Source organism: Bacillus sp. C-3-6, assembly GCF_054509685.1.
Genome location: NZ_CM137247.1, coordinates 1,793,040 through 1,806,484 on the forward strand (window position 1 = coordinate 1,793,040; position 13,445 = coordinate 1,806,484).

Consider the following 13,445-nt stretch of genomic DNA (forward strand, 5'->3'; position numbering starts at 1 on the left):
ATATAGAAAGTGAAAAGGAGCAATAGGATAATGAATAAAATCTCTATTGTAAAGGCTGTTCATCAATCCATGGTCGGCGCCCAGCTAAATGTAATGGCATTGGAATACATGGCGTTTCCACTTGCAGGATCTGAGGAGAAGAACACAGTCGATTGGACATTTTGTAAGCTATGGCGGCAGGAGAACAACCGTTTTAGTCATCAATACGCCTATGAAGCTCAAATGGATGGGAAAACTTTAGGGATGATTACTTGCTATCCCATATCCGTTTTAAATCGTCTTGCCTGGCCCACTTTTAAACAGCTGCTTTCGTTCCGAAAGCTGGGTTTTGTTGTTTATAACATTCTGAATATCAAAATGCTTTATTCCATGTTTACCTTGAAGGAGGGAGAAGATGACGAGTTTCACATCGGAACAATTGCCTTACTGCCCGAAAGTCGAGGACTAGGGATAGGTACCAGACTAATTGAATTTGCTGAGGAACAAGCTTCGCTGCAAGGCTTTGCCAAATGCTCTCTAACAGTAAAGAAAGAGAACCAACTTGCCATTAAATTGTATCAGAGGATAGGCTACCAGATTACAGGTGAAATCAATAAACCAAAGTTATCGTTGTACAGAATGGTCAAAAACGTAGAACCTTACAACCATTTATAAAAAATTTGTACAGTATTAGAGGGTACTACCACATGCCCATAAACTTAAGGATTCAAAATTACCCCAAAGTAAAAAATGTACATTTTGTACAAGTTAACACAAAATTTTAGCTTGATAGTGATGGGATGGGGCCTCTATATAAAAAAACACAGTTTACACTCAAACTGTGTTTTTTCAACGTACAATGATTTATCAACATCTCTTTTTATTCTTTAAAATCTGCAACAGAACCAGGACCCCCCTCAAAGTATAAATTTCAAGGGAGGAACCGTTTTTTTATTTACTTATATACGTACAGCTGTACCACTTACAGCAACCATTAACATTCCATCACGTACAACTTCGTAATCTACGTCAATACCAACGATAGCGTTCGCACCTTTTTGTTTTGCAAGTTCTTTCATTTCGTCCATCGCAATATCACGAGCGTCTTTTAGCTTACTTTCATAAGCACCAGCACGGCCACCGACAACATCACGAACTGAAGCGAATAAATCGCGGACAATATTTGCACCCATAATAGCTTCACCATTTACAATATCGATATACTCAATAATTTCTTTACCTTGAATTCCAGAAGTTGTTGTTACAATCATGACTGACACTCTCCTAATAAGTTGTAGTTTTGATAAGATTTCTTATGCCTTAGAAAAAGTGGTTCTGGTGCCAAAAATACTCGATAGAAACATAGAGTATTTTTGCATCAAAACCTTCAATTGTTTAACATATGTATCGCTATGACATATGCAATTGAATGAAAGTGATGCAATTGTTTAACATATGTATCGCTATGACATATGCAATTGAATGAAAGTGATGCAATTGTTTAACATATGTATCGCTATGACATATGCAATTGAATGAAAGTGATGCAATTGTTTAACATATGTATCGCCATAACATATGCAATGGATCTCTTAGAAATAAGATAAGCTACAGTAAGTATCACCGAGCCAGGTAAATAAATAGCAATATCCGAAAGCTGATTCGTATGAAGAACTGTAAAAATTATAATCGAAATGATAGATGCAATAGCAGTACCAATATAATGTGAAAAACGATTTAATATTATATGACGAAACACAATTTCTTCAAGCAATGGCCCTAGAATACCAAATACTAGCAATGTAAAAATAAGAGGTATCCCCGTGCCTGTTTCAAGGAGCTGTTCTTGGTTCTCTGGCTGGGCAGTTGCTAGAAAATGCATAACAGACTGTTCCACAATTACCGTAAATAAAACCACCATAGGAATACTTACTATTTTCAAAATTGTTTTCTCTTTAAAATAAGTAAAACTTTCAATAATTTCTTTCCTAAAGAAAATTATTCCTACAATAGCAGGTACAGTCAAACCGATGGCACTAAGAGCAAATTCTGATTCAACTAAATTACTGTTAGTTAAAAGTGATAGGCCAAATAATATGAACAAGCCAATTTGGAGTAGTGCAAACATTGTATAAACTATTAGCATAATAATTTCTTTTTTATTCATTTTTATAAAGTTCACTTTATTGCCCCCGTAATTAAATTACCTATAATCTTTGATTTTTCTTTCTGCATAACGTTCTCCTTCTAAATATATTTATATTAAAAACCGGACGGTTCGGTCTGAATTAAAATCTAATAATACTACAAGTTTCTAGTTTTTTAAACCTTTTTTACAAAGTATTAACAAAATCAAAATGGAACAAAGCAAATATATTTATATCTCAGTTGCTTTGTTACAATTTAATTCCAGTAATCATTAATGATTAATCTTTTATAGAATGAAGTGAAAGTGGGGGGAGTTCGAACACTTTAGCTAAACATATTAATAAAAATTATATATAATAATCATATGTCTATACGTTAAAATTAACTATATATTTTTACCCCTGCTACGAAGTTAGGTGAAAGTAGTTGTATAACATGACTGAATTGAATAATTGGTCATGTTAATTTTGACAGAAAATTTATTTGAGTGATATAGATAATACAATTTGATTAACCTCTTTTCAAACCGTATTGTTTGAGGTTCAGATAATATAGGGGTTGATAAGATATTTTTGTTCCAAACTTCTTTATACTTACAAAAAAATCCAAGAAAATAGATGGTAAATATCACCTGAAATATTAAGCTCGTTTTTATTAGGAGGATTACAAAGCATGACTAAAGTTGATAAGGTTAAAGAAAAAATTATTGAAACATCTTTATATTTATTTAATACTAATGGGATAACTCGCACATCCATCCAGGATATAATGACAGCTACTGAATTACCTAAAGGATCTATTTATCGTAGATTCAAAAGTAAAGAAGAAATTGTCCTTGCTGCCTACGACAAAAGTGGTGAGATTATGTGGAGTCATTTTCATAAAGCAATGGAAAATAAAAAGACAGCAATTGATAAAATCCTTGCAATTTTCCTTGTATATCAAGATGCAGCTAATAATCCTCCTATTGCTGGAGGCTGTCCATTACTTAATAGCGCAATTGAAAGTACTGGAGTATTTCTAGAATTACAAAAAGCAGCAGCAAAAGGTTATGATGATACAGTAATGTTAATGGCTTCTCTCATAAAAGAAGGAATAGAGAAACAAGAACTTAAAGAAGATATAGATATTATATCGCTCGCTTCTTTTCTTGCATCTTCAATGGAGGGAGCTATTATGGCAAGTCGCGTATCTAACGATAATATACACCATCATTATTTTATTGAACAAATAAAACATCATCTTTTCTCTTATTCTAAATAAGTGAGAACTTGCAGTGTTTCCATCCGATTTTTATAAACTTAAATTGAATACATACCCCTTATGAACAGTATCTTTTGTTTATGAGGGGTATTTGAATAGCTTTTAGACGATGTTTCATGTTTCTTATTGAACGGCTTTGTTATCGTTACTACAGGAAAAGCAATAAAGAATGAATTACATATAAACTGATTTATATGTTGTAAGTGTTTCTATATTGAGTTTGTAAATCTACACAATAAGGTTTCATTGTATATAATACGTAGAATAGAAGTTCAGTTAGATAAAATTCGGTAGTCGAATTTTTTTGCATAAAGCTGTATAATGCTTGTAACGAAAGGGAAATACAGGAAGGGATTTGTAATGAGTTACTATGGAAAAAGATAAACAACAATTAAGCGTTGAAGTTGCAAGATTATATTATCAATCAGATTATAGTCAGCAAGAAATTGCTAACAAATTAAATATTTCAAGACCGACGATTTCTAGATTGTTAAAGTACGCGAAAGAAAAAGGGTTTGTTCAAATTAGCATCGCCGATCCATTTGCGGATTTAGATAACGTTGGGAATTTACTGAAAGAAAAGTACAACTTGTTAGAGGCACATGTTGTGTTTTCTCCAGTACCGGAATATGCAACGATTACAGAGTATATAAGTAAATATGCTGCTGAGTATATGGAAAAGACGGTTAAAAACGGTGATATTGTTGGTGTAAGCTGGGGAATGACGATGTATGAAATTGCTAGAAAAATCGTACCGCAACATGTAAAAGGGGTAGAGGTTGTCCAGCTAAAAGGTGGCATTAGTCATTCGAGTGTAAATACATATGCGAATGAGACGATAGCTTTATTTGCAGATGCTTTTCAAACGACGCCAAGAAATTTACCTCTTCCAGTTATATTTGATAATGCAGTGACAAAAGAATTAGTAGAGCAGGATCGACATATTCATCACATTATCGAAATGGGGAAACAAGCGAATATTGCAGTTTTCACTGTAGGAACAGTGCGAGACGAAGCGCTGTTATTCCGATTAGGTTATTTCGATAAGGATGAAACAAGTTTACTCAAAAAACAATCAGTCGGTGACATTTGTTCACGTTTCTTTGATGGAGACGGAAATATTAGTAGCGAAGAGATTAATCAGCGTACAATTGGAATTGAGTTAGAGGAACTGAAATTAAAGAAACGCTCTATTTTAGTTGCAGGTGGTAATAGAAAAATAAAAGCAATTGATGGTGCGTTACGTGGCGGGTATGCAAATGTATTAATTATCGATCAGCATACAGCAAAAGAACTGTTACATTATGAAAAAGGTTAGAAATAAAAGGAGTTCTCAAAATGTTAATTTTGAGAACTCCTTTTATTTTGTTATGTATGAATGATAGGAGTCTTTTTTGAACACAAATTGCCTTTTTAAAAATAATTATGGATATGGAGATACATACTACCATTGTTAACATAGAAAATTTGATTATATATGAAGTGTTCTTTGTTAGAATACGCTTTATTTACTACAAGAAAATGCCTTTTAAAAAAGAATGAACAAAATTTCAAAAGTGTATTTACATTTGTTCAACTAAGAGTTAGAATGAAGTTGTTAAAAGATATGAGGAGTGAAGATAATGAACATTGCAAAGTTAATTGACCATACAATTTTAAAAGCTAATACTACTAAAGAAGATGTTATGAAAGTAATCGAAGAAGCAAAGGAATATAAATTCGCTTCTGTTTGTATTAACCCAACATGGGTAAAATTAGCGGCTGATGAACTAGCTGGACATGATGTAGACGTTTGTACTGTAATCGGTTTCCCATTAGGAGCAAGCACTACTGAAACAAAAGCATTTGAAACAAAAGATGCTATCGCAAAAGGTGCAACTGAAGTTGATATGGTAATCAACGTAGGCGCTTTAAAAGATGGCGATAACGAATTTGTTGAAAAAGACATTTATGAAGTAGTACAAGCAGCAAAAGGAAAAGCTCTTGTAAAAGTAATCATTGAAACATGCCTATTAACAGATGAAGAGAAAGTACGTGCTTGTGAATTATCAGTAAAAGCTGGTGCTGATTTCGTAAAAACTTCAACTGGATTCTCAACTGGCGGAGCAACTGCTGAAGATATCGCATTAATGCGTAAAACAGTAGGACCAAACGTTGGTGTAAAAGCATCTGGCGGTGTTCGTACACGTGAAGATGCAGACAAAATGGTAGCTGCTGGAGCTTCTCGCGTTGGAGCAAGTGCTAGTGTTGCAATCGTATTAAATGATGCAAAAGGTGCTACAGATAACTACTAATCGATAAAAGCTTAAAGCAATAGATATACGTTTAAAGTATATCTATTGCTTTAATAATTGAAAAAAATGTAAGCGGATACGAATGGGAGGAAACGGCTTATGAAATACTTAATCGGTGTTTTTGGCCTCGTATTGATTTTAGGTATCGCTTGGCTTGCTAGTAATGATAGAAAGAAAGTCAAATATCGTCCAATCATAACGATGGTTATATTACAATTCATTTTGGGGTTTCTATTATTAAATACAAGTGTAGGGAATATATTAATTAGCGGAATAGCAGATGGTTTTGGAGAGCTATTAAAATATGCCGCTGACGGTGTGAATTTCGTATTTGGTGGATTAGTAAATCAAAAAGAGTTTTCGTTCTTTTTAAGTGTATTAATGCCAATCGTATTTATATCAGCCTTAATAGGTATTTTGCAACATATTAAAGTATTACCTATTATTGTAAAATCTATCGGTCTAGCATTAAGTAAAGTAAATGGAATGGGGAAACTAGAATCATATAACGCTGTTGCATCTGCGATTTTAGGACAATCTGAAGTGTTTATTTCAGTTAAGAAACAACTAGGGTTATTGCCAGAGAAAAGAATGTATACATTATGTGCATCAGCAATGTCTACAGTTTCTATGTCTATCGTTGGATCATATATGGTGTTATTAAAACCACAATATGTTGTAACCGCTTTAGTGCTTAACTTATTCGGTGGTTTCATCATTGCTTCTATCATTAACCCATATGAAGTTACTGAGGAAGAAGATATGTTAGAAGTACAAGAAGAAGAGAAGAAGACCTTCTTTGAAGTATTAGGGGAATACATTATTGATGGATTTAAAGTTGCGATTACAGTAGCAGCTATGTTAGTCGGTTTCGTTGCTCTTATCGCATTCATTAATGCAGTATTTAAAGGTGTAATCGGTATTTCATTCCAAGAAATTCTTGGTTATGCATTTGCACCATTTGCATTTATTATGGGTGTACCTTGGCATGAAGCAGTTAATGCCGGAAATATTATGGCAACAAAATTAGTATCAAATGAATTTGTCGCTATGACAGATTTAGCACAAGGAAACTTTAATTTCTCAGATAGAACGACAGCGATTATCTCTGTATTCTTAGTTTCATTTGCAAACTTCTCTTCAATTGGGATTATTGCAGGGGCAGTTAAGAGCTTAAATGAAAAGCAAGGGAATGTAGTCGCAAGATTTGGTTTGAAATTACTATTCGGTGCAACATTAGTAAGTTTCTTATCAGCAACAATCGTTGGCTTATTATTTTAATAGATTTATATAATATAAAAAGGAATGGTGATTGTAATGAGAATGGTAGATATTATTGCAAAAAAACGTGACGGCAAAGAATTAACGACTGAAGAAATCAAATTCTTTATTAATGGATATACAGACGGAAGTATTCCTGATTATCAAGTGAGTGCGCTTGCAATGGCAATCTTCTTTAAAGATATGACAGATCGCGAACGTGCAGATTTAACGATGGCGATGGTTGAGTCTGGAGAAACGATCGACTTATCAGCAATTGAAGGAATTAAAGTAGACAAACATTCAACTGGCGGTGTTGGTGATACAACAACATTAGTATTAGGACCGTTAGTAGCTGCTTTAGATGTACCAGTAGCAAAAATGTCTGGTCGTGGTTTAGGACATACAGGCGGAACAATTGATAAATTAGAAGCGGTAGAAGGATTCCACGTTGAAATTACGAAAGAACAATTCATTGATATTGTAAACCGTGACAAAGTAGCTGTTATTGGACAAACAGGAAACTTAACACCTGCAGATAAAAAGATTTATGCATTACGCGACGTAACAGGAACTGTTAACTCAATTCCTTTAATCGCAAGTTCAATTATGAGTAAAAAAATTGCAGCTGGTGCTGACGCAATCGTACTTGATGTAAAAACAGGTGCTGGTGCATTTATGAAAACAGAAGAAGATGCAAAAGAATTAGCACATGCAATGGTACGTATCGGAAATAACGTAGGACGTCAAACAATGGCAGTTATTTCAGATATGTCACAGCCTCTTGGATTTGCGATTGGTAATGCTCTAGAAGTGAAAGAAGCGATTGATACGTTAAAAGGTGAAGGTCCAGAAGATTTAACAGAATTAGTACTTGTATTAGGAAGTCAAATGGTCGTACTTGCGAAAAAAGCAAATACGTTAGAAGAAGCTCGTGAAATGCTAATTGAAGTGATGAAAAACGGAAAAGCAACTGCGAAATTTAAAGAGTTCTTAAGCAATCAAGGCGGAGATAGCTCAATTGTAGACAATCCAGAAAAAATGCCACAAGCGAAGTATGTAATTGATGTACCTGCAAAAACTTCAGGTGTTATTTCTAACATTGTTGCAGATGAGATTGGTATTGCAGCTATGTTACTTGGTGCAGGTCGTGCAACGAAGGAAGATGAAATCGATTTAGCAGTAGGATTAATGTTACGTAAAAAAGTTGGCGATGCAGTAAAAGAAGGCGAGCCGTTCGTAACAATCTACGCAAATCGTGAAAATGTAGAAGATGTAAAAGCAAAAATTTATGAGAACATCTCTATCGCTGAAACAGCAGTGGCTCCTAAATTAGTTCATACAGTTATTACTGACTAATGATCATTTCATTTACTTTGAGGGGGAAATAATATGGATAAGAAAAAATATATTGAAGAAGCAAACAAGATGTTATCGAAAGCGTATATTCCGTATTCTAAATTTCCTGTTGGCACAGCGTTAGTTACGAAAGAAGGGAAAATCTATACTGGTTGTAATATAGAAAATGCTTCTTATGGTTTATGTAACTGTGCAGAAAGAACAGCAATATTTAAAGCAGTATCAGAAGGTGAGCGCGATTTTAGTTACTTAGTTATTACAGGAGAAACTGATGGACCGATTTCACCATGTGGTGCGTGTAGACAAGTAATTGTTGAATTCTGTGATCCGAAAATGCCTGTATTACTAACGAATGTAAAAGGTGATGAAAAAGAAGTGACTGTTGAGCAATTACTTCCAGGTGCTTTCACAATAGAAAATCTAAAATAAGTTGAAAAGTGAACTGCCCCTCCAGTTGTTAGAAACGCATAACAATTGGAGGGGCAGTTTTTTTACTTTATATTGCGGTGAATTATTTACTGATATTTCGTCCCCTTTTTCATCAATTTATTATTTTATCACATGTGAAATTTTAAAAATTAAATATTAATGTAGTGTAAGTACAATATAAATTCCCAATTAATATTAAAAGATGATAGGCTATTTTTATAATTGAATTACCTTTCGTACTCTAAAAAACACCCTACCAACAAATGCTTCTAAGAATGCAAAAGATTGGAGTACATGGCCGGGGCACCCTAAATACGGTAAGGTTCCGGAAATTATAAGACTAGAAATGTTAGAACGTGAAGCAGTGGCTAGAGAAGCTTTGAAAAAATCAATAAAAGAGAGGTTACAACCCATTGAAAACAATAGTTAAAAATATAGGTGGTAAAAAGATAATAGCTACAGCAGAAGAACATTTAGGCCCCCAGATAGAAAAGTTATTGTATTTGCTAACTAAAGTAGAAGATAACAAATTAGTTGATAGATTTTCTATGCAAGTTGGTTGGTCTATTTTTGTTCTATCCAAACGTGAAGATGGGTATCACATTATTGCCCCAGATTATACAAAAAATCCATTTAAGGATACTACAAATGATCTAACAATTGCTTTATGGGTGCAATTAGAACAAGTACATTGTTTACGTCAGTTAAATATTGACGGTGAAACAATAAAGTTTAGCGATAAAATAGTGACTTCAAAAAATGTGTTACAACTAGATGAGGTTTATTTACAAAGAGCTAGGGATTGTGATAAAGGTGATTCTGGTTGGTATATCGGTCCTGTCGATGAAACAGAAGAAACTGACGGTGAATTAGAAGCATATTACGCATATCAGCTACTAAAAATTAGACCTTCAATTATTCAAGTTTTAGCCTTACCTTATGAATATCTGGTAGTTTTTGAGAAAGATAAAATCAAAGCCATTTTAGATGATAATGATGTCGATGTTTGGAATGGAGTTGCAAACTGAGATTAGTTAAGTTCTAAAATAATTGAGAGGGCTTAACCGCATGAACTCAAAAATCCCGGAAATTCTAGGAATATTAGACGGTTATGAGAAAAGGGTAATTTTAGTAATTATAGAAACTGAAGCAATGGTTTAAATTAAACTAGAAACTTACAGGATGGAAAATAATCAATAATGAATAAATTATAAAAGAGCATCCCACCATTAAAAACTGCACCTCCAATTGTTAGACACAGTCTAACAATTGGAGGTGCAGTTTTTCTATGGTTAAATTCACAACTGATGAAAAAATATACATCGTTCAACGTTATTTGAACGGAAATGAAAGTTACCGAGAAATTAGTAAAGCTATTGGTATAAGAGACACCGTAATTTTGAAATGGGTAAACCAATATAAACAAAATGGTTTTTTATTTGAAAATAGGATGTAATATTTTATTCATATTCCGTTCATAAACTTTCCGTAAAATGATTGTAGCGAATATGGAAAGTTTACAATAGGAGGAATAAAATGAAGAATTTATATAATGCATCATTCATTTACTTAATTATCGGTTTATTATCAGGAGTATTTGCAAGAGAGTATTCGAAAGCACAAGGAATTAAAGGATCCACAATGTTGCAATTAGTACATACACATGTACTAGTGCTTGGTTTCTTATTTTTTTTAATTGCTTTCGCTTTATGTAAAGTGTTTCATGTACAAGAAACAAAGAGCTTTCGTGCATGGTTTATTGTTTATAATGTAGGATTAATTTTTAATATTGCAACAATGCTATTTAGAGGTCTATTACAAGTAAACGGAACTGACTTTAACGGTTTAAGCCATATGGCTGGGGTAGGTCACGTTATTATAAGTGTAGGGCTCATTTGGTTTATGATTTTGTTAAAAAAGTCATTTAAATAGATAGGAGTGGAAAGTATGATAGCACTTTTATCAAGTGTCGTAGCAGTTTGTATGGCTGTTGGGGTAATGTTTCTACGTTTTAAAGCAGCGAAAAAGCCGGTAACGAAAAAGAAAATTATATTGCCGCCAATTTTTATGAGTACAGGCGCGATGATGTACTTTTTACCAGAGTTTCGATTAACATCGTTAGAAATAGTCGAGGCAATTAGTATAGGGCTTATTTTCTCTATTTTTCTTATTAAAACAACTAAGTTCGAAATAAAAGGCGAACATATATTTATGAAACCGTCAAAAGTATTCATATTTATTTTAGTAGGCTTATTAGCTGTACGCGTGGCATTAAAGTCATATTTAAGCCAATCAATTGATTTGGCAGAGTTAAGCGGAATGTTTTTCTTACTTGCATTTGCGATGATTGTGTCGTGGAGAATTGCGATGTATCGCTCGTTTACTAAATTAGAAAAGACAATAAACAGAGCTGGAATTTCTATATAGGAAATCCAGCTCTGTTTATGTTTTATTAAAATTCTTTAGCGCGGAACTCATTTGCTTAATTTTAAACGTATTTGAGCATCTTGTAATGCGGCTGGTGTAACGTTAAGACCATTTTGATCAACAATTTTTGTGTTTAATAAAATGGAATCTAAGCTTCCACGAAATGTTTGTGTATAGTTTTGACGCAACATTTGTTGTTCTTGTTTTTCATCAACTGTTAATCCAGTTGCTTTTTCTTTTTTGGACAATTCGTTAATACGGAATAAAATATTTTTCATTTGTTTCACCTCTAGTTAGATTTAATTACATTAGCTACTTACTAATGTATAGTTATTTTAACCTATCTTTTAATAAGTGTCAATGTCTATAAAATGCCTTGTTTTGTAAGTGTATGGGGTGAGAGAGAATGTAAATGACTACTAATACTTGAAATAGAAAAGATGTTAATATACAATACTATGGTAGGGTATATTAAGTTGTTGTTTTACATTATGAAAGCAATAAGGAGTATGTAATAATGAATGCAGTAATTTCAAAGAAAGAAACAATCATCTCATATACGATTGCTATTTTATTTATTTTAGCCATGGTAACAGCGGGTGTGTTATTAAATGATCCGGAAGTTATTTTGCCGGAAATAGCAGCGATGGCAATTGCTTTATGGGCGTATCGTGAGCCAGGATGGTTAAGGCAACCAGAAAAAATCTTCATTGCACCGTCAATAACAGCTGTGATTGGTTTTATGGTGAATCAAATGGATATTGCTTATTTAGGGAAAGTAAGTTTAACGCTTGTATTCATGATGCTTTTTTTACGTGTAATTCAATCCAATTTAGCACCATCTATTGCGACAGGTTTATTACCATTAGTAACAAATGCGACGGAATGGTCATTTGTTATCGCGGTATTCGCTTTAACATTTATTTTAATGGTTGGTGTTCTTATATTTAAATTGAATAACGGTATTAAGCGAAAAGTGCAAATACAGTATAAATATATGACTGTATTTCTCATACTAAATTTCGTATGGATTAGTTTATGTTGGATAACTGGTTATGAACAATTAGCAGTTATTCCACCAATATTAGTTGTTGTATATGAATCACTTCAAAAGCCGATGTACAATGAAAAAATGGCTTTTAAACAAATAGTAGTATTAACTACATCTGCAACTGTTGGAACAATATTGTACTTTGCGATTGATTCATGGATTGTAGTCACTTTATTAAATATGATATTAATGCTTATTTTATTAAAAATTGTTGGTGTACGTATTCCAGCAGTGTATGCATTTCCATTATTGCCGCTCGTATTTCCAGATGGAATGATAAAGATGTTACCAGTAGCTTCATTTGTTGCGGGAGTATTTTTATTTGGTGCAGTACTACTGTATAAAAAGTGGGAGATGAAGCAAAAGGGCATGGCAATGTAGATAGAGTAAAGATAGCTTTTAATTAGTAAAATAAATAGACACCTGTGAGTGTCTATTTATTTTATGAAAAATTTAGTTTAATTCATTTAAGTAATGAACAAGTTCCGATGCTTTAGAGAAAAATGGAGAATGATCAGCTTCTAAAGTAATAATTTTCTTGCAAGGTGTTTCTGTATTCATTCGGCGCTGAAAATCAATTGGAATCGCTCTATCTAGAGTCGTTTCAATATAAATGCGATCTATGGCTCCAAAGTTTTCTTCAGATATTTTCAGCTCTTGTTGGAAGGGTCCTAGTGGTTGAGGACGCATTTGATTAAAAGATGCTTCTTTAATAGAACCGTCTTCTGTAGCATTTAAAAATGTTTGTTCAATTAGATTAGGTATAAGTTCAGCAGTCAAGTCATTTTCATTTATAGTGAATTGCGGGCCATCTTCTCCGTCTAATTTACTACCAAGACTTTCTCCATTTCGTGGTAAGAAAGCACAAAGATATACTAATTTATCGATTTTATTTGGTATAAGTTCAGCAGTTTGAGTAATAACGATTCCACCCATACTATGTCCAACAAGAATAACCTTTTCATTTTGTTGATTTATATTAGCTGTTACTGCATCAACATAGGAATCTAACGTTATATTTTGTGAAGGAGTTGTATCTTTCCCACTTCCAGGTAAGTCTAGTGTAATAACAGTGTGACCTAAAGCCTCTAGTTGAGGTTTTACTAATTCCCATGCCCATTCACCTTGCCATGCTCCATGTACTAAAATGTAAGTACTCATTTAATCAACACTCCTCTAGGGTATATAAGTTTCATCTATTTGTAATATTGATGATGTATACTCAGTGTAAATGA

Annotated in this window: 15 protein-coding genes and 1 pseudogene; 12 read left to right on the forward strand and 4 right to left on the reverse strand. The window is 33.3% G+C overall.

Annotated features, from left to right (window positions below; translation table 11 throughout):
* Positions 1-30: 30 nt before the first annotated feature.
* Positions 31-654, forward strand: coding sequence for a GNAT family N-acetyltransferase (locus tag ACW0JX_RS09270; RefSeq protein ID WP_065382478.1), 624 nt, complete (start codon positions 31-33; stop codon positions 652-654).
* Between the two features lie 284 nt (positions 655-938).
* Here ACW0JX_RS09270 and ACW0JX_RS09275 read toward each other — a convergent pair whose 3' ends face one another.
* Together ACW0JX_RS09275 and ACW0JX_RS09280 are read right to left on the reverse strand one after the other, a co-directional pair.
* Positions 939-1,250, reverse strand: a complete 312-nt coding sequence (locus ACW0JX_RS09275) for a heavy metal-binding domain-containing protein (RefSeq protein WP_000637505.1) — start codon at positions 1,248-1,250, stop codon at positions 939-941.
* A 245-nt stretch (positions 1,251-1,495) separates the two neighbouring features.
* Positions 1,496-2,161 (reverse strand): CPBP family intramembrane glutamic endopeptidase, encoded by a 666-nt coding sequence (locus tag ACW0JX_RS09280; protein WP_089170807.1) that lies wholly within the window; start codon positions 2,159-2,161, stop codon positions 1,496-1,498.
* Between the two features lie 638 nt (positions 2,162-2,799).
* Between ACW0JX_RS09280 and ACW0JX_RS09285 the strand changes: the two genes are divergently transcribed.
* From ACW0JX_RS09285 to ACW0JX_RS09330, 10 genes and pseudogenes are all read left to right on the forward strand, one after another.
* Positions 2,800-3,390 carry a TetR/AcrR family transcriptional regulator gene (locus tag ACW0JX_RS09285; RefSeq protein ID WP_075718068.1) on the forward strand — a complete coding sequence of 197 codons (591 nt, stop codon included), beginning with the start codon at positions 2,800-2,802 and terminating at the stop codon, positions 3,388-3,390.
* Positions 3,391-3,760: 370 nt separating this feature from the next.
* Positions 3,761-4,708 carry a sugar-binding transcriptional regulator gene (locus tag ACW0JX_RS09290; protein WP_016082054.1) on the forward strand — a complete coding sequence of 316 codons (948 nt, stop codon included), beginning with the start codon at positions 3,761-3,763 and terminating at the stop codon, positions 4,706-4,708.
* Positions 4,709-5,012: 304 nt separating this feature from the next.
* Positions 5,013-5,684 carry a deoxyribose-phosphate aldolase gene (gene deoC / locus ACW0JX_RS09295; RefSeq protein WP_001017440.1) on the forward strand — a complete coding sequence of 224 codons (672 nt, stop codon included), beginning with the start codon at positions 5,013-5,015 and terminating at the stop codon, positions 5,682-5,684.
* A 99-nt stretch (positions 5,685-5,783) separates the two neighbouring features.
* On the forward strand, positions 5,784-6,965 hold the full coding sequence (locus tag ACW0JX_RS09300; RefSeq protein WP_000876188.1) for a NupC/NupG family nucleoside CNT transporter: 1,182 nt from the start codon (positions 5,784-5,786) through the stop codon (positions 6,963-6,965).
* Positions 6,966-7,001: 36 nt separating this feature from the next.
* Entirely contained in the window at positions 7,002-8,303 is a 1,302-nt protein-coding gene (locus ACW0JX_RS09305; protein ID WP_002093946.1) for a pyrimidine-nucleoside phosphorylase, read from the forward strand.
* 33 nt (positions 8,304-8,336) lie between these two features.
* A complete protein-coding gene (locus tag ACW0JX_RS09310; RefSeq protein ID WP_459245605.1) occupies positions 8,337-8,732 on the forward strand; it encodes a cytidine deaminase in 396 nt (131 codons plus the stop codon).
* Between the two features lie 413 nt (positions 8,733-9,145).
* Positions 9,146-9,760, forward strand: coding sequence for an immunity protein Imm33 domain-containing protein (locus ACW0JX_RS09315; RefSeq protein ID WP_144465402.1), 615 nt, complete (start codon positions 9,146-9,148; stop codon positions 9,758-9,760).
* Positions 9,761-10,020: 260 nt separating this feature from the next.
* Positions 10,021-10,164 (forward strand): annotated as a pseudogene (locus ACW0JX_RS09320) (transposase); the annotation flags it as partial.
* A gap of 104 nt (positions 10,165-10,268) precedes the next feature.
* Positions 10,269-10,664, forward strand: coding sequence for a DUF2871 domain-containing protein (locus ACW0JX_RS09325; RefSeq protein WP_098773570.1), 396 nt, complete (start codon positions 10,269-10,271; stop codon positions 10,662-10,664).
* Positions 10,665-10,679: 15 nt separating this feature from the next.
* Positions 10,680-11,159: a CcdC family protein gene (locus ACW0JX_RS09330; RefSeq protein ID WP_459245606.1), complete on the forward strand. Its 480-nt coding sequence runs from the start codon at positions 10,680-10,682 to the stop codon at positions 11,157-11,159.
* Between the two features lie 47 nt (positions 11,160-11,206).
* Here ACW0JX_RS09330 and ACW0JX_RS09335 read toward each other — a convergent pair whose 3' ends face one another.
* Positions 11,207-11,437: a DUF896 domain-containing protein gene (locus ACW0JX_RS09335; protein ID WP_000789783.1), complete on the reverse strand. Its 231-nt coding sequence runs from the start codon at positions 11,435-11,437 to the stop codon at positions 11,207-11,209.
* 239 nt (positions 11,438-11,676) lie between these two features.
* Here ACW0JX_RS09335 and ACW0JX_RS09340 point away from each other — a divergent pair, with 239 nt between their 5' ends.
* Positions 11,677-12,591 (forward strand): membrane protein, encoded by a 915-nt coding sequence (locus ACW0JX_RS09340; protein ID WP_000994724.1) that lies wholly within the window; start codon positions 11,677-11,679, stop codon positions 12,589-12,591.
* Positions 12,592-12,663: 72 nt separating this feature from the next.
* Here the strand turns inward: ACW0JX_RS09340 and ACW0JX_RS09345 are convergent, their stop codons facing one another.
* A complete protein-coding gene (locus ACW0JX_RS09345) occupies positions 12,664-13,371 on the reverse strand; it encodes an alpha/beta fold hydrolase (RefSeq protein WP_000109165.1) in 708 nt (235 codons plus the stop codon).
* Positions 13,372-13,445: the final 74 nt, after the last annotated feature.